Below are 20,653 nucleotides of genomic sequence, written 5' to 3'. Positions count from 1 at the left end.
ACTTCATACCTCCTCCGAATTGGGATTTGGTCTGATTGAATATTTACCTTAACTTAATGCCAATCAATAACCCCCAATCCCATGAAAGAAAGACTGAATACTTCCATACAATCAGCAAGTTTGATATTGGTTGCCGCAGGGCTTGCTTGGGTGGTTTGGTCCAATGACGCTACCATACGGGATATGCTTACTTATTTGATCATCCTGACAATAGTTATTGAATCTTTGAGTCTGTACCTCGTTGGAAAAATATATCCGGAAAGCCATACTACTTACAAATCGGGTATTCTAGCTTCCCTTGTAATCTTGCTGGGAATAAAGACCATGCTGCCTGATATGTTCGTGCCCTTGACCATTTTCGTTTTTGCCATCAATTTTCTATATAATTTTTATACTCACAACAAAAGGAAAAAGGGAGCTTTTAAAAGAAGGGATAACAAAAAATTGAAGTCAAAGTAGCATTTATTTTTTCGGCATGTATTTTGAAAAGGTATGTTTGTTCCGGTAATATCTAACAGAATTACGTCATAATTGGTATTTGATTTGAAAAGTTAAACCTACGGCAAGAGTCTTTCAATTCATTTTGCAGTTATGTTCAATAAAAATCAAAATTATTTAGAAAACATGTTCAAGAGATACCTTTTAGTGCTGTTGTTTTTAATTCCATCCATTGCATTTGCTCAGGCAAAATTGGATAGGATGATAGAGGAACGGGAAAGTATGCACAGACAATGGAAAGCTTCGGAGTCAAAACAAACGGGGATTTTCGGAAACAGGACCAAGAAAGACATGATCGATTCCCATGAGTGGATGCAGCGCATCATTCAGAAGGACAATCAGATTATGGAGGAACTGCGATTAATGAGTGAAATCGAAAAAACAGAGATCACCTATGAAAAGAATGATTACAAGTTCATTTCCCAAAAGCAAGAAAGAGAGATAGCCATGCTCAAAAGATCCCTTGAAGAAAAAGACCTTCAAGTAACAGAAAAGAAATCCGATAAAAGGATATTTGAATGGACCACCTTTATCTTTTTGCTCAGCACGCTGGGTTTGGGGTATTTTTATTGGAAAAAGGTCAAGGGGTGATTTTTAGGCTATTGCTTCTATTCGATACCGAATACTCGGTATCGAATCCAGATAACTAGGATTTGTAATCCTAGTTCTTGGCAGATGCGTTCAATTGGAATTACAAATTCCATTCATCTGTCCTCGCGATTGCAAATCACAAGGAGCTGCTATTCGCCATTTGCAATGGCGAATCCAGATAATCAGGATTTGTAATCCTGGTTTTAGCCCTTCAATTGGAATTGCAAATTTCATTCATCTGTCCTCGCGATTGCAAATCACGAGGAGCTTATTATGTAAAATAGCACCATAATTTTTTTCCAACTTGTCTAAAAATTACTGGTAAATTTATAAGAAATACCTACCTTGGGTACCTAAAATATTTTCCTAAAAGAAACTATGGACAGTACCAAATATTCAGTCGAAGAAGCGTCGAAAGAACTTGATTTGACACCTCAACAAGTACGAAACCTTTGCAGAAATCAGAAAATTTATGCTGAAAGATTTGGGAAAGTTTGGATTTTAAATGAAGCTGCACTGGAGGATTATAAATCCAAATCAAATAGCGGGTATGTCAATGACAGAGAATCTTTAGCGTCAAATTCCGATTTCGATACACTTCAGTTTAAGAATCCCATTGCACTTTCTTTTTTTTCAGGAGCTATGGGTTTGGATATTGGACTTGAAAGAGCTGGATTTAAGACTTTATTAGCTTGTGAAGTAGATAAATCATGTCGTAAGACAATTACTAAAAACAAACCTGAAATAGCTTTAATTGGAGATATAAGAAACTACACATCCCAAGACATTAGAAGTAAAGCGGGATTAAGCAGCACAGATGAAATAGATTTAGTTATTGGTGGCCCTCCATGTCAAGCTTTTAGTACTGCTGGGAAAAGAAAAGGATTCGAAGATGAAAGGGGAAATGTATTCCTAACCTTTGTTAATCTAATAGTGGAATTGAACCCTCGTTTTGCAGTTATTGAAAATGTGAGAGGGATTTTATCGGCACCATTAAAACATCGTCCACATGAAGAACGGGGAGCTTCATTCCCCCCCCTTTCACTTGAAGAAAGAAAGGGAGGTGCTCTATTACATGTTTTAAATATTTTGAAAAAAAATGGTTATGTTGTTTCATTTAACCTGTATAACACTGCAAATTTTGGGACTCCTCAAAAAAGGGAAAGGGTAATCATTATTGCCAGCCGTGAAGGCAAAAAGATACCTTACCTACAACCTACACATTCAGAAAATGGTGAATACGGATTGCCAAAATGGAAAACTTTTAGGGAGGCGATACAAGGACTGGATAAATTGGGTGATCGCCATTTAAATTTTCCTGAAAAAAGGATTAAATACTATAAAATGCTTAAGCCTGGCCAAAATTGGAGAGATTTACCGGATGACATTCAAAAGGAAGCTTTGGGTAAAACTTATTATTCGGAGGGAGGTAGAACTGGCTTTCTCAGAAGACTAGATTGGGATAAACCTTCTCCCACTTTAGTGACACATCCTGCTATGCCTGCTACAGATCTTGCCCATCCAGAGGAAGACAGACCACTAAGTATTAATGAATATAAGCGGATACAACAATTTCCTGATGACTGGGAAATTGAAGGTACCTTACTTGAACAATATAAGCAGATTGGAAATGCTGTCCCTGTTGGACTCGGAAAAGCTATTGGGGATTTGCTTATTAATCAAATGTCACAAGATAAAAAGCTTGAACCTTATACTAATTTCAGGTATTCCAGATACAATTATACGAATGAAAAACATTGGGAAGAAATGGTTGTAAAAGAAATGGGGCAACTAGAAATTGGTCTATGAAGAATATTGAAATTATAAATGAAGTCGAAGATTATGTCCGACTTAACATAGGGTCATTTCATAAAAAAAGAATAGAGAAATTGGACAAACTTAAGTTAAAGGATGTCCTAAAAAAGAAAAACCCATATCTGTTCAAAGCTAAAAATGTTTTGATTGCAAATGATATGATTTTAGGGATAGTTGATGCGTTTGTTTCCTCAAGTGAGGAAGGGATTTTTGGGGAATGGTTGGAAGGACTTGCAATTTTCGTTAATGAAAAGGCTTTCAAGGGTAGAAAGTCTGGAATCTCAGGGATTGATTTGGAATTTGACCACGAGGGAATTCGAAATATAGTAACCATAAAGTCTGGGCCAAACTGGGGTAACGATAGTCAAATAAAAAAAATGGTTGATAATTTCAACACCGCTAGAAAAGTTCTTAAAACATCTGGTTCATCAATAAATGTGAAGGCGGTTAATGGTTGTTGTTATGGTAGATCCAATCCAAAAACCGAATATAAATCCAAAGGAGACTACTATAAGCTTTGTGGTCAGACTTTTTGGGAATATGTTTCTGGAGATAAAGAACTATATAAAAAACTGATAGTGCCAATTGGTTTCCAAGCCAAAGAACGAAATGACGAATTCATAGATTCGTACTCCAAGATGGTCAATAAGTTTGTTGCAGAGTTTTCTATAAATTACTGCAAATCTGATGGTTCAATAGATTGGGAAAAGCTAATTGAATTTAACTCAAAAACCTATTAAATCACTTCAACCTCGCTATCGGCGTCCTGCCACCCTTGGTTTTTTCATCGATACTTACCAAAACCTCTGCATCCAATGGGAGAAATACATCTACCCTTGAACCGAATTTGATAAAACCGAATTCACCTCCCTGAGCCAACGGGGTTCCTTCTTTGACATACCATTTGATCCTTCTTGCCACAGCACCTGCTATCTGTCTTACAAGGATTTTGACCCCACCTGCATGCTTAAGCACCATGGTGGTTCTTTCGTTTTCAAGACTGGATTTCGGGTGCCAGGCGACCAGATATTTGCCGGGATGGTATTTGAAATATTCCACGATGCCCTTGATGGGGGAGCGGTTAACGTGGACGTTGATGGGTGACATGAAAATGGATACCTGCTTTCTTTTTTCATGAAGATATTCGTCCTCGTTAGTTTCTTCTATGACTACGACTTTTCCGTCTGCAGGTGCAAAAACAAGTCTGTCCTCATCAGGTAGCTGTACGTAAGGATTCCTAAAAAATTGAAGGATAAGAATATAAATTATGATACTGAAAAGCAGCACAAGATTCAAGGTGGTTTCCTGTTCAGGGATGATTTGATAGAGTCCGAAATTAATGGCCGCTAGAATGATCAGCAGCCAAAAGAGTAAGGTTCTTCCTTCTTTGTGTATAGACATATTGATAAATTTAAAAGGCTGTGAATGTTCCCATCCACAGCTCAAATATAACAAACTTTCTTTTCAGGCCGGATTAGAATCCTCCCCTGTAAGTATAGGTTTTAGCAACTTTGTCAATGGCAACGATATACGCAGCGATTCTCATAGGTACATTATATTTCACAGCAGCTTCATATACATGATCAAAAGCATCTTTCATGATTCTGTCCGACCTTCTGTTGACCCTTTCAGCGGTCCACTTGTACCCAAGTCTATTTTGGACCCACTCAAAATAAGAGACAGTCACACCCCCTGCATTGGCCAAAATATCCGGTACGGCCATAATTCCTTTTTCATTGATGATGGCATCTGCTTTCGCTGATGTTGGGCCATTGGCACCTTCCACAATCAGCCTTGCTTTGATTTTATCTACATTCTTAATGGTGATCACATCTTCCACTGCTGCAGGCACAAGCACATCCACTTCCAGCTCCAATAGTTCCATGGGATCAGTGAGTTTCTCTCCACCTTTGAATCCTTCCAATGTCCCTTTATTACTGTCCCTGTAAGCAATTGCTTCTTGGATATCGATACCGTTTTCATTGTGGTATGCCCCTGAAATATCAGAGATGGCCACTATTCTCAGACCTCTTTCCTCCAACAATTTGGAGGCCCAAGACCCTACGTTTCCAAATCCCTGTACAGCACATGTTGCTTGGAAAGGATTGATTTTAAGTTTTTGCATTGCTGCAAGCGCTGTTACCATTACACCACGTCCTGTGGCTTCCGTTCTTCCCAAGGAACCGCCCAAGACAAGTGGTTTGCCGGTGACCACTGCATTCACAGTCATGCCGTGTGCTTTGGAGTATTCATCCATCAACCAGGCCATTTCTCTGGGTCCTGTTCCCATATCAGGTGCAGGGATATCCTTGTCAGGTCCAATCACATCAATCATGGCCAAGGTATAAGCCCTCATCAGTCTTTCAATTTCCCCGGAAGACATTTCCCTTGGATTGCATCGCACTCCTCCTTTGCCTCCCCCATATGGAATATCCACAACAGCACATTTCCAAGTCATCCACGCAGCCAGCGCCCTTACCTCATCAAGATGGACATCCGGTGCAAATCGGATACCTCCCTTTGCAGGGCCAAGGATATTGGAGTGAATCACTCGAATACCCTCAAATACCTGGATTTTGCCACTGTCCATGGTGATAGGTAACGATACTATAACTTGTTTGGCGGGATTCTTCAGCACATTGTAAACCTCTTCTGAGAGGCCAAGTTTTTCTGCCGCGATGTGAAATCTTTCCATCATGGACTCCAAAGGATTTTCTTTGTCCTTGATAGGAGCCGGTTCAATGTAAGCCAGATTGGGTTTGTTTAGTTGACTATGAAGTTTGGTACAATATTAAGGAGAATTTTAATAACCGAGGGTTAAAATTAGAAGATTTTCAAAAATGCAGCTATAAATGGGGCGGATAATAGCAAACCGTCAAAACGGTCCATAAAGCCTCCATGGCCCGGTAGGGATTTACCTGAATCTTTGATCTCAATACTTCGCTTAAAAAGGGATTCGATCAGGTCTCCATAAGTCCCTGCAATGATAATGATAGTGGCCACTCCCAGCCATTGCCATTCGGGAATAGAGTTGAAATATTTGCCCAGAAAATAGGCAATCAGATAAGCAGAAGCTGCTCCCCCCAAAAAACCCTCCCAGGATTTTTTGGGTGAAACTCTTTCAAAAAGCTTGGTCTTACCGAATTTGGTTCCGGCAAAATATGCCCCGGAATCACTCGCCCAAAGTATAAATAATGAGCCAATGATAACCTCATAGTGAAAGGAACTGTCAACTGAGAAAGCAGCGACATTTAGCAATGAAAACGGGACTGCTACATAAAATATTCCCAAGAAGGTAAATGCTATTCCGGTAAATGGCTTTTTGTCTGATTTGCGATAAAGTTTGATGAAAAACACCAATGAGGCTAATGGGAAGATCAGAAAGTAAAATTTCTCATCCAAACGTTCCATACCAATAAAAAATGAGAGTGCGAATATTGCCACACCAAGAAAGGTACCGAAACTTTTCAGTGGCAGCATGCCATCCAGCCCGGACAATTTATAGAATTCCATTTGGGCGAATCCTAAAATAAGAGCAAATATGATAAAATACAGCCAAGGACTGTAAATAGACCCCGCTACAATAATTCCCGCTCCTATCAAACCTGTAATGACCCTTTGGCCCAAATTACTGTAGTTGTTGATATTAAAGCGTTCCCTCATCCTAAAAGGAGATCTCATATTTTACGATATTTAGCGCTTTTAGAAATTCATTTTTTGGAACCATTACTTCATATTGTCCATGAATCTGATAGACGGAATCTTTTTTATTCAGGACCACTGCAGCAATTTCATTTTCTTCCAATACCGACTTGACGATCTCAGCCCTTACAGGTGAACCATCAGAAAATACTTTTTGCCAATTACTCATGGATAAGTTTTTTTTGGTTTTTTTCTTTAAAAACTTTCATGCTGATAATCAATATAACCAATCCCAGTAAGGCAAAAGGTAAAGAAACTTGCTCTGATTCTTCAATGTTGAATTCGATTTTTCCCAATTTATTCAAATAAACCAACATTACAGTAAACGCATTGTTCAGAATATGCGCAATGATAGGATATAGCAAACTGCCCGAATAATAATACAAATATCCAAAAATTGCCCCTAGCAGCATTCTTGGAAACAAACCATAAAACTGTAGATGTATTGCAGAAAATATAAAAGCTGCCAGCCAGATCCCCACGTGGGCATTGCCGGTATAATATTGGAGTTTGGGCTGAAGGACTCCCCTGAAAAGAAATTCCTCTCCCAATCCCGCTAGGACACCAATGACCAACAGGCCCATCAAAAACTCTGAAGTGCTGTCAAAATCAGTCAGGTATTTGGTCATCGCCATGAGTTCATCTTCCTTTTCTCTCATGGTCTGCTCAAGACCGCTTAAAAAATCCGGAAACTTGATTCCTGCATTCCATTCAATCAACATGCCATTGACAAGTATCCCTCCGATCATCACCACAACAGTAATTGCAAACCCTATGAACTTAAAGCGATCCATTTGTTGTTGCCAACCAAGGTCTGCTTTGTCCACTAATTTGGCAATGATCAGGGCTGCAAAAAAGAAGCCCAAACCGCCGCCCAGGCCCTGAACAAAAAGAAAGGCCATCCTTCCGTCAGGGTTATTTGATTGGCCTGTAACCAGTGCCATCAGCTCATCTAAAGGGATTCCAAAGAGGGGATTGATCAGTAAAAGGCCAAGGCCTTGTAATAAGAATAGTACTCCAATGGTGATCAATACCATTACTACCAAAGACAAAAGCCAATTACTTTTGGAAGCAATGGGGGTTTGGGTTTTATAAATCTGCATAATTGCGGTAAATTTACACGAAAATTATAATTACAAAGTGGTAAAGATAGGAAACTTGGAATTAGGGGAATTCCCTTTGCTTTTGGCACCGATGGAAGATGTCAGCGATCCACCGTTCAGGGCAGTCTGCAAGGAAAACGGTGCAGATCTGATGTACACTGAATTTATAAGTTCAGAAGGACTGATCAGAGATGCCGTCAAGAGTGTTCAGAAACTGGATATTTTTGAATATGAAAGGCCGATAGGAATTCAGATTTTTGGGAATGAAATAGAGTCCATGCGTGAAGCCGCAAGCATTGTCGAGGAAGCAGGTCCTGATATATTGGATATCAACTATGGCTGCCCTGTCAATAAAGTTGCCTGCAAGGGTGCAGGGGCCGGGATTTTGTTGGACATTGACAAAATGGTCAGAATGACTTCCGAAATTGTCAAAAGCGTGAATATTCCTGTTACTGTAAAGACAAGGTTAGGTTGGTCCCAAGATACCATCAGAATTGTGGAAGTGGCAGAGCGATTGCAAGATGTAGGCATTCAGGCCATCAGTATCCATGCACGTACCCGTCAGCAGATGTACAAAGGTGAGGCAGATTGGTCTTATTTGAACCTGGTCAAAGAAAATCCAAGGTTACATATTCCTGTTTTTGGAAATGGGGACATTGATACCCCGGAAAGGGCAAAGGAATACCGTGAAAAATATAATGTGGATGGGATGATGATAGGCAGAGCTTCCATTGGCTATCCATGGATTTTCAATGAAATCAAACATTATTTTGAAACAGGTGAAAAGCTTGTCGGTCCCGATCTCGGAGAAAGAATCAGGATAACCAAAAAACACCTTGATTTTTCAGTTGAATGGAAAGGAGAGAAGCAGGGGATTTTGGAAATGAGAAGGCACTACACCAATTATTTCCGAGGGATGCCCAATTTCAAACCATTCAGGACACAAATGGTTACCGCTGAAAGTTATTTGGAAGTTGCGGCCCTATTGGAAGAGGTGGAAGAGGTTTATGCTGATTTTCAGTTTTCACCCACTTCCTAAATGGATAGAGATATACAATCAGAGAGTGCCCTGAAGGCATGGGGATTTCTTATCGTTTTGGCCTTGGTTTGGGGCAGTTCTTTTATCCTGATCAAAAGAGGTTTGGAAGTGTATTCGCCTGGCGAAGTCGGTGCCTTGAGAATTGTTTTTGCAGGAATGGTTCTATTGCCCCTCTCCTTGCCGAGACTTAAAGGTTTGAATAAAAGGCAGGTTAAAAATCTTATCATCGTGGGATTGGTCGGGAGTTTTATCCCAGCATTCCTATTTGCCAAAGCGCAAACTCAGCTAAGTAGCTCATTGACGGGTGTACTTAATGCCATGACGCCACTTTTTGTGGTGATTATAGGAGCCTTGTTTTTCAAGTCAAGAATTACACGGAGGAATGGGATAGGATTGATAATTGCATTCGTAGGTGTCGTAATCCTCATGATGGTCAAAGAAGGTGGATTGGGGAATTTTTCCGAGATCAATGCCTATGCATTGTTGGTGCTTTTGGCATGTGCCTGTTATGGGCTTAACCTGAACATCATCAAATATCGATTTGTGGAATTGAAACCCGTGGCGATCACAGCCATTTCATTGTCCATAGTTTTGCCTTTGGCCCTTATTTTTCTCTTCACTTCCACACAATTTTCTTTTAAGCTGGTGCATGTGGAGGGGGCAGTTCAGGCAGCAGGATATCTTGCCATATTGGGCATAGTAGGCACCGCATTGGCCTTGATCCTGTTCAATGTCATGGTCAAGGTAGCAACCCCTGTTTTCGCAAGTTCGGTTACATATTTGATCCCTGTTGTGGCCATTATGTGGGGATTGCTTGATGGAGAAGTTTTATTGGCCGGACACTATTTTGGGATCATTGCTGTTATTTTTGGAGTTTGGGTCGGGAATAGGAGGTGAAGTAATATCCACTCTTGTGGGAATTTAGCCTTCTTTCCTATATGACGGAAGACCGAAGACGGGAGACAGAAGAAGAATCGTAATATCTAAAATTAGAAGTAAATTCAATTGGAATTTGAAATTTTCTTGAATTCGATTCAGGTATAGAACATCAGGTAGCAATATTTCAGGTCTCCCGTCTCCCGTCAATCAAAGTTGTCTTTAAGTTTGAATTATATAACTCATAATTATCCCAGAAAAAAAAGCTATGAAACTCAATTTTAAAAAATCCGGTAGCGGAGAACCACTGATTATTTTACATGGTCTGTTTGGGTCTGCTGATAATTGGTTCAGTATAGCCAAGGAACTGGAAAAAGATTATACACTTTATCTGATAGATCAAAGAAACCATGGTGATTCTCCCCAAAGTGAAGATTGGAATTATGAGGTGATGGCTGAAGATATTAATGAACTGATGGATAATGAGGAGATTGAATCCGCTCACCTGATGGGACATTCCCTGGGTGGTAAGACTGCCATAAAATTTGCTTTCAAATATCCTGATAAAGTCAGGAAATTGATTGTGGTTGATATTGCACCAAGGTATTATCCTGTACACCATAAAAGTATTCTGGAAGGGTTGAATGCCATTCCCATCGATGATCTCAAATCAAGGAAAGATGCGGATGACATTCTTTCAGAACACATCAAAGAACCCGGTATCCGCCAATTTCTGCTCAAAAGTCTCGGAAGGAATGATTCAGGTGGTTTTATGTGGAAAATAAACCTTCCGGTGATCACAGAAAAAATCGATAATGTAGGGGAGGAAGTTGCTTCAGACAAGACCTTTGAAAAACCTACCCTCTTTATGGGCGGTGAAAATTCCGATTATATCACCGATGAAGATAAAAAAGAAATTGCTGTTTTGTTCCCGAACAGTCACGTCATTTTCATCAAAAATGCCGGTCATTGGCTTCATGCTGAGCAACCTGCTGCGGTAGTGGAAACGGTCAGGGCATTTTTGAAGTAAGCGTAAAATCTTTGCACCCTTTGGGGTTGGCTAAAGTCCTAATAAAAAGGTCTTATATAATCGTCCAGCTAAAGCAGTATTGCATTTCTCCAGATAGATTTTTTACTTTGACCTTTTGATTTTTGACGGGTTTTGTCTTGTATCAAAAACATCAGCAATTTTAATCAACTTGTTTTTCTCGTCAACTGAATAGATGATTTTGTAGTTTTTGAATACCAAATACCGGTAGATTATTGGTCTTTCCTTTAAAAATTCCTCAACTTGACCAATGAATGGTGTCCTTTTCAATTTGTTCGGGACTTTAATAATCTGACGGATATGCTTGGCAGCAATACTTAAACTTGATTCTTTAGCGTAATAATCAAAAATTTCGTCCAGCTGGTTTTCTGCAAATTCCGACCAAATGACTTTCATCTATTCATTTATTGATATTTTTCCAAAAGTTCATCACTGCTTTTAAACCTGCCGTTTTTAAATTCCAGTTCAGATTGATCAATCCTATTATTTAGTCCTTCTTGTTCAAATGGAGAATGAGAAATTTCGTTCAATTCCTCTTTTTCTCTATTCAATAACTTTTCAAGTTTTGAAATTGACTTCTCGTTTTGAAGTTTTAAAAACTCCTGAACAAATTTGATTTTTCTGGTTTCGATATTCATTGGAATTAACTTTTACCAAATTTACATAAAATTCAGTAAAATGAATTTATTTGGCTAAAGCCCTGAGAAAAAGGGATCTTATGTAATCTTCCAGGTAAACCAGGACGCAATTCATGAAGGATGAAGGAAATTCCTCTCGATTCTCGTCTCTCGTCTCTCATTTCTTGATTCTTGGCTCTTGATTCTTATGTCTTATGTCTCACTCCGGCCGGAACCTGAGGTTTGGCAAGTCAACAATTCCCTGTTCTGTTGCCATCACTTCACTCTCTTCCCATGCTTGATCACCATATCGACATTTTGGAGTAAACTGATATACCGAAGTACATCTCCCCTGACTGCGATGATATCTGCATATTTTCCTTCGCTAACTGTGCCATAATCGTTTTCGACTCTCATAGAGACGGCAGGCCAATAAGTAGCTGCCTTGATGGTCAGCATAGGATCAAAACCAAATTCATTGACCCAAACATCCAATTCATTCCAGGTACTTTGGCTGTGGAATTTCATGGGAATGCCACTGTCTGTACCTATCATCAGGACTACCCCGGCATCCTTGAGTTGGTTGATTTTTCTTTCCAAAGTAGGTTTCCTTACCGGAGTAAGTTGAAAGTAGGGCATCCTTCCAGGAAATCTTAGGGAAGCCCTGATATCCCTGATGACCGAATCAGGCAAACCCAAATGCCAAGATGGATCATCCAGTTTTTCCGGATTGTTGCGCATGTATTCGTAATTGTATAGCCCTTCCACTGTTGGAGTCCAGAATAGGGGACCCATGTTCATTTTTGCAGTACGTTCTTTAATGAGGTCAATGATATCCTCCGGGTATTCCGGTGCGGATGAAAGTCCGGTATGTTCAAAGCAATCTACGCCTATTTTCATCCCGATTCTGATTTCATCGGGTCTATGGGAATGTGCAATGACAGGTTTACCATATTTGTGCGCTTCGTCCACTACAGCTTTGGCCTCCTCAAAAGTCATTTCATCATGATCGATCAATTTGATGACATCTACTCCGCCATCTATTAGTTTTTTGACTTTTGCCCTTGCATCCTGAGGACCATTGATTCCCCACCTGAATTCCTCTGTTCCCGGATAGGGCGCTTTTTGGATAAATGGTCCGGAAACATAAATGGTAGGACCGGGAATTTCGCCCCTGTTGATTTTGTCGCGTACATTAATGCTTGCTTGTAAAGGAGCTCCTAAATCTCTGGCGCTTGTGACTCCTGCAAGTAGGAGTTGATGTGCGGAAGAGGGCATAATCACAGATTCAAAAATGCCAATATAAGTACTGTCCCAATGGGTATAATTACTGTGCCCATTGATCATCAGGTGTACGTGCATATCCCAAAGGCCCGGCATTACAGACATCCCCTCGGTTGAAATAACTTCTGCACCTTGTGGGACCTGCAAAGTTCCCACCTGCCCGATTTCCTTTATCCTTTCATTTTCGATGATGATCACAGAATTTCTCAGGGGCGGACCTCCAAATCCATCGATTAAGGTGCCTCCAACCAGGGCTTTTATGTTTTGGGCCTGAAGTTTAAAAGACAAAGAGAAGATTAATAAGATGAGCAGGATGATTCTGAATTTTTCTTTGTGCATCATATTGTTAGAAGGATGGGGTTTCAATATCAATTAATTTATGGGGTACCCTAAATATAGTTTTTTGGAAAATAGAGAATGAACCCAATCATCAAAAACTATAAATAAATCCAGTCTGCGAAGGAGAAATTTTCAAATTCAGACTGCTCTTGGGCCGTGATAGTAGAACAAAAGAGTCCAAACATAAGGCTGGCTAAGGTTACATATTTCATATCTTTCGGAAATTTGCTTGATGATAAAATCAGAATGTTAATATTTCTTCCAATTTAACGATGTTTCACTCCTAACCTGAATACCAGGTTTTTGTTGAACTCCATCACTTACTGTAATAGTTTTATTCAAATGAAATTAGGAAAATTATACCTTATCCCAACTGTATTGGCAGAAAATACCGCTGAAAAAGTCATCAGTCCTGAAATAAGGGAGATCGTAAAGAGCACGCAGTATTACTTGGTCGAAAATGTGCGGACAGCGCGGAGGTATATCAGTAGCTTAAGATTGGGTCTTGTTATTGAAGACTTACAATTTGAGATACTGGATAAAAAAACAAAACCCGCTGAACTGGAAAGGATCATGCAGCCATTGTTTTCGGGAGTGGATGTGGGTGTCATGTCCGAAGCAGGCTGTCCGGGTATTGCAGACCCCGGTTCGGCTGCTGTAGCTTTTGCTCATGAAAAACGGATTCAGGTAGTTCCCTTAACTGGTCCAAGCTCCATGTTTTTGGCATTAATGGGTTCGGGATTTAATGGCCAGTCTTTTGCCTTCCATGGTTACCTGCCTATCGATAAAAAGGACCGGATCAATGCCATCAAGCAATTGGAGGGAGAATCGGCCAGGCATAACAAAACCCAGATTTTTATGGAAACCCCATTTAGGAACAACCATCTTTTTGAGGATTTAAAATCCACACTTTCACCCCACACTAAATTGTGTATCGCTAAAAACCTCACCGGTTCAGATGAATTTATTCAGACAAAGACCATCGTGGATTGGAGAAAAACCAAGCTGGACCTGCATAAAATACCGGTGGTGTTTATATTATATGTGCCCAAGTAAAGGATGAAGGGAGAAATAGAGCCGAGAAGCGAGAACCGAGAGACGAGATTTTAGAAATTAGAGACAAGAACCAAGAAACAGGAAGAGGGAAAGAAAGAAGAAAATGGTAATGATCAAGGCTAGCCCTACCAAAGGCAGGCAGGCGTCATTCCGAGTCCCCAACATTATTAAAATGTTCAGAAAAGGTAATGACATCAAATCGGGCTGCAGACCTCTCTCCACGATAGCTATCGGGATCGAGGTGACAAGGCAAAGTCCTTTAAAGAATTGAATGCTATTTATAGTTCTAAACCATCAATTTCAAAATCTGTCATTGGTAGGTACGAGGAATCTCCTGAGGTTCTATTTATGTTTATTATACATTTCCTGATCCTCGAGAGACCCTGATACGTCATTGGTAGTTGAATTGGCTTGCTTTAGTGTTTAAACAAAAAAATGATGGAAACACAAAAGTGACAAAAGAACACAAAAGTTACTGAATGTCACCTTTGTTGATATAGTCTTTTGTTCCCTTTTGTTTCTTTCGTGGTTCAATTAAAATTCCCTAGGTGATAATCCAGAATTATGCCAGCAGCCAAATAATGTAGTATGTCATTGGTAAGCATAAGTGATCTCTTGAGGGATTGTTTTTAAAATTTTACGAAAAACACTTTTTTTTTTTGGAGCAGCCGTGACTCTGACGAAGGATGAGTGACGGCTGCTCCAAAAAAAAATTCTACGGCTCTATCAACACCCTGTACGAATCATAAAGAATCATGATGTCATCTACATAGCTGACTGCAAGGTGCCCTTTGGCATAGCCGCTTTTGGACACCGGATCGCGGTAGTATTCAGGATTGGTTTTCAATTTTAGGAACTGGGCTACATTTGACCAGTTTTGTGAATTTTTCTTGTATTTCATGGTCAGGTTATATGCATCAAGGACATGTCCATGACCAATATTGTAGGAAGCAAGGATGAATTTTATTCTTTCATTGCTCTCAGGAACCCTTTCTCTCCAGAATTTATCCAGGTATTTAAGGTAATTTACCCCGCCCATCAGACTCTCCATTGGGTCATTGGGATTTTCTACACCAAATCTTTCCAAGGTCACGGGCATAAGTTGCAGAAGCCCTGTGGCACCGGCATAGGAGGTGGCCGACGTGTCAAACCGTGACTCTTTGTAAATAAGTGAAGCAAGCATTCTCCAATCCCATCCCAGTTCATCAGCCCCTCTTTTGATCATATTGTCAAAGGGAGAAATACTATTGCCAGCCAATGAAGAAAATGGACTGTTGGTCCTGAAATAACTATTCTTGGTATTCTGGAAATATTTTGCGTACAAGGTTTTTATATAGCCTGTTTTGTCTTTGCTTCGGATCCAGTCATTCACAGCTTTTTCCAACTGAGGGGCATTTTTTCTGATTGCCCAGGCCACATCTTCTTTTGGACTGATTTCCAAGTCAATGTCAAGTCCATCATAATAGGTGGAATTGACCAAGGCAATTACTTTATCTACTACTGTATATTCGATTTCTTCCTTAACCACTCTATTGATAAAATGATCGCTGGGTCCCTTTTCCTCGATGATGGTCAATGAAATCCCCAAATTCTGTTGAAGGGAACAAAGTTGGGATTTGAAAATGGCGTCTTTTTGGATGTGGATGATTTTGTCCTCTAGGTCTGAAAGATTTTGAACAGGATCTGATTTTTTTCTTTGGACAAGAACTGTCCCAATGCTGCCCAGTGGTGCTGTAAAGGCCGCGAAATTTTTCCTTTCTTCACTGATGGCCAGGTTCATGGCAATGATATCTGCCCTTCCCTGGTTCAAAAGGTAAAATGCTTCCTCAATATCTGATTTGACAATGAGGTGTAAGCGGACTCCAAGGGCCGTAGCCAGATTGCGCAACATCTCGAATTCATACCCCATTCTCCTTCCCCTGTATATGTAATAACTGGTGGAGGAGTTGTCCACTATAGCCCGGATAAACCCTCTTTTGACAATTTCATCCAGGTCAAGTTGTGCCGGATTTTCCCAATAATCCACGGGTTCTTCTGTCCTTTCTAAAAATGAACATTGAAATCCAAAAATGGAAAATGTCAATAAAAATAGTATGCTGACGACTGTTTTTTTCATCCAATAAATGCCACCTCAGCGGCTTTGTTCTGTGCAAATATCGAACAAAGCAAATTATATACCAAACTTTTATGGTTATGAAATGCATTTTTATGTATAAAAAAGTAAAAAACCGCCTTTACAACGATGTATCAAGGCTTTTTAATCAAATAAATTTTTATTGTAATCCCAACTGAAATTTGTGATGACCGTCATGAAAGTATATTCTGCCTGAAAGCCTCATCAATTCAATCTCCATTTCTTTGATATTATACAGTGCAGAAAGCAACCGGTTTTCGGCAGTCAATAGATTGACCTGGGCATCCCTGAACTGCAGGTAATCAGAAATCCCCAACTTAAACCGTTCCAAAGCAATATCCGCATTCTCTATGGCTGTCTTGTAATTCGAATATTCAATATCCAATAACCGGAGATTGGTATTGTAGGTGTTATAGGCGCGTTGAATATCAGATACCATTTGGATCTCCAGGTCCTGTACGGCATATTCCGCACTTAATTTCTCAACCCTTGCATTTTGGATTCGCCTATTAAGGGTTAATCCACTGAACAGATTCACCGATGCAGTCAACCCATAATTAAAGCCTGTTCTTTGGTTTAGCAAAAGAAAACCGGCTTGGGAAGTAAAAGTATTTTGATTGTAAGCACCATTCAGGTTTAATTGGGGCAGTCTTTGAGCCTGTGTTTCTCTCAAGGCCAAAAAAGCAACATTCTCCTGTCTTTGAGTCACCAAAAATTGTTTGTTGTTTAAATACGCATTTTCAAGTAACTCCTCCAAGAGCAGGTTTTTGTCCACTATGATAGTATCCTTTACTGCAAATTCCCGATCCGGTGTCAATGCAAGTAACTCATTGAGGTTGATTTTGGAATTTTTGATGATAAGTTCCTGGTTTACCAGAAGGGAAAGATCGGCATTGTAATCTACCTGTGCGGTCAGAAAATCCCTTCTACCGGCACCTCCGAGTTCATATCGTGCTTTAGCGATGTCCAACCTTGATTGGGAAAGATCCAAAGTGGTTTTCAATACATTGTACCTTTGAAGTTCCAATACCAATCTGTAATAGGCTGAGGAAATCGCAGCAACGGTGTTCTCAACCATCACTTTGGCTTCCAGATCTGTAATTTCAGCCAATTTGCCGAGGATACGGATTGAATAAATGGTTTCAGGTCTGAAACCATAGAATCCAACCACAGAGTAATTTTCATTTTCAGTGGTTGCACCGGGGATATTGATAATCTCTTTGGGATTGTTCTGGAATATTTGGCTTACATCTTCTCTATTGAAACTGTTCAGAAAGTTTCCGGTAACGGTGGGCATAAAGAAGCTACCTACTCCTATTTTAATATCTCTTTCAGCCAATACCACATTATTAGCTGCTATTTTCAACCCATAATTACGTTCCAATCCGATTAGGACGGCTTTTTCAAGGTCGAGTTCTTCAGTCCCTTGGGCATGAAGCGTGATAAAGGCTAGTCCGGTCAGGACGAAAGTTAAAAGTAGTTTTCTCATTAGACTCTGGCTAATCTTCCTTTTTTAGAAGTTAAGTAAGTGTAAACTGCCGGGATGATAAATAGTGTCAATATGGTGGCAAATGCAAGACCTCCTATCACAGCAACTCCCATGGGCACCCGGCTTTCTGCACCTGCGCCTAGCGCAAGCGCAATAGGCAGAATGCCTAATATAGTGGATAAACTTGTCATCAGGATAGGTCTGAACCTAGCTCCTGCAGCACCTAAGATAGCCTCATCGATAGGCATTCCCTGAGCTTTTCTCTGATTTGCAAATTCGACTATCAAGATGCCGTTTTTTGTTACCAGTCCTATGAGCATAATGATGCCTATCTGACTGAATATACTTAATGTGAAATCGAATATCCACAAGGAGAATAAGGCTCCAAACAGTGCCAAAGGAACTGTAAACATGATGGTCAATGGATCCAAAAAGCTCTCGAACTGCGCTGATAGGACCAAATAAATCAGGATCAGGGCAAATATGAAAGCAAAAACCAGACTATTGGAGCTTTCACGGAATTCTTTTGAAAGACCGGCCACATCAGTACTGTATGTTTCATCCAATACTTCAGAAGCGATTCTGTCCATTTCTTCCAATCCTGTACCAATCGTATATCCCGGAACCAATCCTGCAGATACTGTGGCACTGACAAACCTATTGAACCTATATAGCTGTGGCGGGGTGCTTTTTTCATTGATGGTGACCAAATTGTCCAATTGTACCAATTCACCATTATTTGCTCTTACATAAAGCATCCTCAGATTCACAGGTTCATTTCGGTCCTGAATCTGCATTTCTCCGACGACCTGGTATTGTTTTCCATTCATGATAAAATAAGCAAATCTCTGCCCGGAGTAGGACAGCTGGAGGGTTCTTGCGATTTCCTGAACAGACACGCCAATATTTTGCGCTTTTGCCCTATCGATTTCGACTTCTATTTCCGGCTTGGTGAATTTGAGGTTGATATCAGAAAAGCTGAAAATAGGGCTTTGGCCCACTTTTTCCATAAATTCCGGGATGACTTCTTTGAGTTTATCCAAAGTTGGCGCCTGAATTACATATTGTACCGGCAAACCTCCTCTTCGGTCTCCTATTGACTGTGGTTGTGTCGCAAAAGCCCTTACTGCAGTAAATCCGGTCAAAATTCCAGTTACCTGTTCATAAATCTCCTGTTGGGTTCTTTCACGTTCAGATGCATCTTTTAAAATGACCCTGAGAAAACCTGAATTGGTACTTGCTGTTCCAAAACCCGGAGAGGTAACGGTAATGATACCTTCCCTTTCCGCTTCCGGAATCTTGTCCATGAATTCAACGGTCATTTCATCTATTACCTTATCCATATAATCAAAGGTGGCACCTTCGGGTCCTGCAAGGTTGACTCTCATTTCTCCCCGGTCCTCTGTGGGGGCAAGTTCTGTCGGAATTACTTTTACCAATTGATAGATCCCAAAACCCATGATAATAATGAGTACAAAAGAAATCCACCTGACTTTCATAAAAGAATATAAGGCACTATTGAATTTAAGGTTCAGCCAAACAAAAAATGGTTCCGTTTTGGTGTATAGCCAATTTTGTTTTTCCCTTTTCTTCAAAAGCTTGGAACTTAACATCGGGGTCATGGTCAATGCTACAAAAGAAGATATAATCACCGCCCCCGCGACAACAATACCAAACTCCCTGAAAAGCCTTCCTGTAGTCCCCGTCAGGAATATGACAGGAAGAAAAACAGCTGCCAAGGCTACAGTTGTGGCAATGACGGCAAAGAAAATCTCCTCAGCTCCTTTCTCAGCAGCGATATCAGGATTTTCTCCCTTTTCAATCCTAGTGTATATATTTTCCAATACAACAATGGCATCATCCACTACCAGACCTATTGAAAGCACAATTCCCAAAAGTGTCAGAACATTGATGGAGAAGTCCATGAGGTACATTATAAAAAATACCCCGATCAAAGAAATTGGAATGGTAAGTACCGGAATGAAGGTCGTCCGCCAATCTCTCAAGAATAAGAATATGATGGTAACTACCAGTATGAAAGCCACAAAAATTGTTTGTTGTACTTCATTGATGGAATTCCTGATATACTTGGTAGAATCAAAACCAATATCCAATAGAACATCATCAGGAAGATCTTTTTTGATAAACTCCAATCTTCGATAAAACTCATCCAATATTTCGATGTTGTTGGAACCTGGTAGCGGAACCAATACTACACCTACCATCGGAATTCCATCTCTTTTAAGAACTGTCCTTTCATTTAAGGCAGCCAATTCCGCCTTCCCAACATCCTGAAATTTTACAATATTGTTTTGGTCCTCTTTAATAATCAGGTTATTGAATTCCTGGGGAGAACTTAACCTACTTTTAGTCCTTACTGAAAGTTCAATGGCAGCGCCTTCAATCCTTCCTGAGGGAAGTTCAACATTTTCACTTTGAACTTTATTGAGCACATCCAAAGGGGTGACACCATAGGACGCCATCCTCAACGGATCCATCCTCAATCTGATGGCATATTGTTTTTCACCCCAAATCTGCACCCTACTGACGCCAGGAATCGTCTGCAACCTTTCTTTGAAAATGTTATTGGCAATGTCTGATAGCTCCAAAAGTGTTCGCCTGTCACTTTGTACATTCAAAAAGACTATTGGTTGGGAATCTGCATCCGCCTTGGATACCACGGGAGGTTCTGTGTCTGGTGGAAGATTTCGCTGCGCACCAGAAACCTTGTCTCTAACATCATTGGCGGCTGCTTCCAAATCCGCTCCTACATCAAATTCTACGGTAATACTACTTGCCCCGTCATTGCTGATGGAAGTAAGGGACTTGATTCCTGAAATACCATTAATGGCTTCCTCCAGGGGTTCTGTAATCTGCGCTTCTATGACATCAGCATTAGCACCGACATAATTCGTCCTGACATTGATGATTGGCGGATCAACACTCGGGAATTCTCTGATACCAAGAAAACTGATTCCGATAATACCGAAAAGTAAAATGGTCAAAGACATTACGATAGCCAATACTGGCCTTCTGATACTGATGGTTGATAAACTGGACAT

Annotated in this window: 19 protein-coding genes; 8 read left to right on the top strand and 11 right to left on the bottom strand. The window is 40.3% G+C overall.

The window, feature by feature from the left end; translation table 11 throughout:
- The first annotated feature begins 81 nt into the window (after positions 1-81).
- The 4 genes from ACEW8O_RS16805 (at position 82) to ACEW8O_RS16790 (ending at position 3,644) form a co-directional block, all read left to right on the top strand.
- Positions 82-459, top strand: a complete 378-nt coding sequence (locus ACEW8O_RS16805; protein ID WP_373495782.1) for a hypothetical protein — start codon at positions 82-84, stop codon at positions 457-459.
- 165 nt (positions 460-624) lie between these two features.
- Entirely contained in the window at positions 625-1,089 is a 465-nt protein-coding gene (locus ACEW8O_RS16800; protein WP_373495781.1) for a Clp protease ClpB, read from the top strand.
- Positions 1,090-1,467: 378 nt separating this feature from the next.
- Positions 1,468-2,898: a DNA cytosine methyltransferase gene (locus ACEW8O_RS16795; RefSeq protein WP_373495780.1), complete on the top strand. Its 1,431-nt coding sequence runs from the start codon at positions 1,468-1,470 to the stop codon at positions 2,896-2,898.
- Positions 2,895-3,644 (top strand): PmeII family type II restriction endonuclease, encoded by a 750-nt coding sequence (locus tag ACEW8O_RS16790; RefSeq protein WP_373495779.1) that lies wholly within the window; start codon positions 2,895-2,897, stop codon positions 3,642-3,644. The genes ACEW8O_RS16795 and ACEW8O_RS16790 overlap by 4 nt, the downstream gene beginning before the upstream one ends.
- A 1-nt stretch (position 3,645) precedes the next feature.
- On the opposite strand, the gene ACEW8O_RS16785 is transcribed toward ACEW8O_RS16790, so the two are convergent.
- The 5 genes from ACEW8O_RS16785 to ACEW8O_RS16765 form a co-directional block, all read right to left on the bottom strand.
- The gene (locus ACEW8O_RS16785; RefSeq protein ID WP_373495778.1) at positions 3,646-4,305 is read right to left on the bottom strand and encodes a phosphatidylserine decarboxylase family protein; all 660 of its coding nucleotides are present in this window, start codon (positions 4,303-4,305) and stop codon (positions 3,646-3,648) included.
- Between the two features lie 73 nt (positions 4,306-4,378).
- A complete protein-coding gene (locus tag ACEW8O_RS16780) occupies positions 4,379-5,656 on the bottom strand; it encodes a Glu/Leu/Phe/Val dehydrogenase (RefSeq protein ID WP_373495792.1) in 1,278 nt (425 codons plus the stop codon).
- A gap of 71 nt (positions 5,657-5,727) precedes the next feature.
- Positions 5,728-6,585, bottom strand: a complete 858-nt coding sequence (locus tag ACEW8O_RS16775; RefSeq protein WP_373495777.1) for a phosphatidate cytidylyltransferase — start codon at positions 6,583-6,585, stop codon at positions 5,728-5,730.
- Positions 6,569-6,775 (bottom strand): DUF2007 domain-containing protein, encoded by a 207-nt coding sequence (locus tag ACEW8O_RS16770; RefSeq protein WP_373495776.1) that lies wholly within the window; start codon positions 6,773-6,775, stop codon positions 6,569-6,571. Before ACEW8O_RS16770 ends, ACEW8O_RS16775 begins: the two co-directional genes overlap by 17 nt.
- Entirely contained in the window at positions 6,768-7,709 is a 942-nt protein-coding gene (locus ACEW8O_RS16765; RefSeq protein WP_373495775.1) for a lysostaphin resistance A-like protein, read from the bottom strand. Before ACEW8O_RS16765 ends, ACEW8O_RS16770 begins: the two co-directional genes overlap by 8 nt.
- 37 nt (positions 7,710-7,746) lie before the next feature.
- Here ACEW8O_RS16765 and dusB point away from each other — a divergent pair, with 37 nt between their 5' ends.
- The 3 genes from dusB (at position 7,747) to ACEW8O_RS16750 (ending at position 10,654) form a co-directional block, all read left to right on the top strand.
- Positions 7,747-8,748, top strand: coding sequence for a tRNA dihydrouridine synthase DusB (gene dusB, locus ACEW8O_RS16760; protein ID WP_373495774.1), 1,002 nt, complete (start codon positions 7,747-7,749; stop codon positions 8,746-8,748).
- Positions 8,749-9,645 (top strand): DMT family transporter, encoded by an 897-nt coding sequence (locus ACEW8O_RS16755; protein ID WP_373495773.1) that lies wholly within the window; start codon positions 8,749-8,751, stop codon positions 9,643-9,645.
- Positions 9,646-9,892: 247 nt separating this feature from the next.
- Positions 9,893-10,654 (top strand): alpha/beta fold hydrolase, encoded by a 762-nt coding sequence (locus ACEW8O_RS16750; protein WP_373495772.1) that lies wholly within the window; start codon positions 9,893-9,895, stop codon positions 10,652-10,654.
- A 102-nt stretch (positions 10,655-10,756) separates the two neighbouring features.
- Here ACEW8O_RS16750 and ACEW8O_RS16745 read toward each other — a convergent pair whose 3' ends face one another.
- The 3 genes from ACEW8O_RS16745 to ACEW8O_RS16735 form a co-directional block, all read right to left on the bottom strand.
- Complete coding sequence (locus tag ACEW8O_RS16745) at positions 10,757-11,068, bottom strand: type II toxin-antitoxin system RelE/ParE family toxin (RefSeq protein ID WP_373495771.1); 312 nt, start codon at positions 11,066-11,068, stop codon at positions 10,757-10,759.
- Positions 11,069-11,076: 8 nt separating this feature from the next.
- The gene (locus ACEW8O_RS16740; RefSeq protein WP_373495770.1) at positions 11,077-11,310 is read right to left on the bottom strand and encodes a hypothetical protein; all 234 of its coding nucleotides are present in this window, start codon (positions 11,308-11,310) and stop codon (positions 11,077-11,079) included.
- Between the two features lie 255 nt (positions 11,311-11,565).
- Positions 11,566-12,915, bottom strand: a complete 1,350-nt coding sequence (locus tag ACEW8O_RS16735; RefSeq protein ID WP_373495769.1) for an amidohydrolase family protein — start codon at positions 12,913-12,915, stop codon at positions 11,566-11,568.
- Between the two features lie 339 nt (positions 12,916-13,254).
- Between ACEW8O_RS16735 and ACEW8O_RS16730 the strand changes: the two genes are divergently transcribed.
- The gene (locus tag ACEW8O_RS16730) at positions 13,255-13,968 is read left to right on the top strand and encodes an SAM-dependent methyltransferase (RefSeq protein WP_373495768.1); all 714 of its coding nucleotides are present in this window, start codon (positions 13,255-13,257) and stop codon (positions 13,966-13,968) included.
- Between the two features lie 715 nt (positions 13,969-14,683).
- Here ACEW8O_RS16730 and ACEW8O_RS16725 read toward each other — a convergent pair.
- The 3 genes from ACEW8O_RS16725 to ACEW8O_RS16715 all read right to left on the bottom strand — a co-directional run bounded on the left by ACEW8O_RS16725 (position 14,684) and on the right by ACEW8O_RS16715 (position 20,653).
- The gene (locus tag ACEW8O_RS16725) at positions 14,684-16,084 is read right to left on the bottom strand and encodes a transglycosylase SLT domain-containing protein (protein WP_373495767.1); all 1,401 of its coding nucleotides are present in this window, start codon (positions 16,082-16,084) and stop codon (positions 14,684-14,686) included.
- A 157-nt stretch (positions 16,085-16,241) separates the two neighbouring features.
- Complete coding sequence (locus ACEW8O_RS16720) at positions 16,242-17,591, bottom strand: TolC family protein (protein ID WP_373495766.1); 1,350 nt, start codon at positions 17,589-17,591, stop codon at positions 16,242-16,244.
- A complete protein-coding gene (locus tag ACEW8O_RS16715; RefSeq protein ID WP_373495765.1) occupies positions 17,591-20,653 on the bottom strand; it encodes an efflux RND transporter permease subunit in 3,063 nt (1,020 codons plus the stop codon). Before ACEW8O_RS16715 ends, ACEW8O_RS16720 begins: the two co-directional genes overlap by 1 nt.

It is taken from the genome of Aquiflexum sp. (assembly GCF_041749095.1).
Classification (GTDB): Bacteria; Bacteroidota; Bacteroidia; order Cytophagales; family Cyclobacteriaceae; genus Aquiflexum.
Note: the sequence above shows the minus strand (reverse complement) of the source record. Positions and strands in the feature narration are given on the sequence as shown.

Coding starts and splice junctions, on each gene's coding strand:
- ACEW8O_RS16805 (WP_373495782.1), top strand. CDS start 82: ATGAAAGAAAGACTGAATACTTCCATACAATCAGCAAGTTTGATATTG.
- ACEW8O_RS16800 (WP_373495781.1), top strand. CDS start 625: ATGTTCAAGAGATACCTTTTAGTGCTGTTGTTTTTAATTCCATCCATT.
- ACEW8O_RS16795 (WP_373495780.1), top strand. CDS start 1,468: ATGGACAGTACCAAATATTCAGTCGAAGAAGCGTCGAAAGAACTTGAT.
- ACEW8O_RS16790 (WP_373495779.1), top strand. CDS start 2,895: ATGAAGAATATTGAAATTATAAATGAAGTCGAAGATTATGTCCGACTT.
- ACEW8O_RS16785 (WP_373495778.1), bottom strand. CDS start 4,305: ATGTCTATACACAAAGAAGGAAGAACCTTACTCTTTTGGCTGCTGATC.
- ACEW8O_RS16775 (WP_373495777.1), bottom strand. CDS start 6,585: ATGAGATCTCCTTTTAGGATGAGGGAACGCTTTAATATCAACAACTAC.
- ACEW8O_RS16770 (WP_373495776.1), bottom strand. CDS start 6,775: ATGAGTAATTGGCAAAAAGTATTTTCTGATGGTTCACCTGTAAGGGCT.
- ACEW8O_RS16765 (WP_373495775.1), bottom strand. CDS start 7,709: ATGCAGATTTATAAAACCCAAACCCCCATTGCTTCCAAAAGTAATTGG.
- ACEW8O_RS16755 (WP_373495773.1), top strand. CDS start 8,749: ATGGATAGAGATATACAATCAGAGAGTGCCCTGAAGGCATGGGGATTT.
- ACEW8O_RS16750 (WP_373495772.1), top strand. CDS start 9,893: ATGAAACTCAATTTTAAAAAATCCGGTAGCGGAGAACCACTGATTATT.
- ACEW8O_RS16745 (WP_373495771.1), bottom strand. CDS start 11,068: ATGAAAGTCATTTGGTCGGAATTTGCAGAAAACCAGCTGGACGAAATT.
- ACEW8O_RS16740 (WP_373495770.1), bottom strand. CDS start 11,310: ATGAATATCGAAACCAGAAAAATCAAATTTGTTCAGGAGTTTTTAAAA.
- ACEW8O_RS16735 (WP_373495769.1), bottom strand. CDS start 12,915: ATGATGCACAAAGAAAAATTCAGAATCATCCTGCTCATCTTATTAATC.
- ACEW8O_RS16730 (WP_373495768.1), top strand. CDS start 13,255: ATGAAATTAGGAAAATTATACCTTATCCCAACTGTATTGGCAGAAAAT.
- ACEW8O_RS16725 (WP_373495767.1), bottom strand. CDS start 16,084: ATGAAAAAAACAGTCGTCAGCATACTATTTTTATTGACATTTTCCATT.
- ACEW8O_RS16720 (WP_373495766.1), bottom strand. CDS start 17,591: ATGAGAAAACTACTTTTAACTTTCGTCCTGACCGGACTAGCCTTTATC.
- ACEW8O_RS16715 (WP_373495765.1), bottom strand. CDS start 20,653: ATGTCCAGTTTATCAACCATCAGTATCAGAAGGCCAGTATTGGCTATC.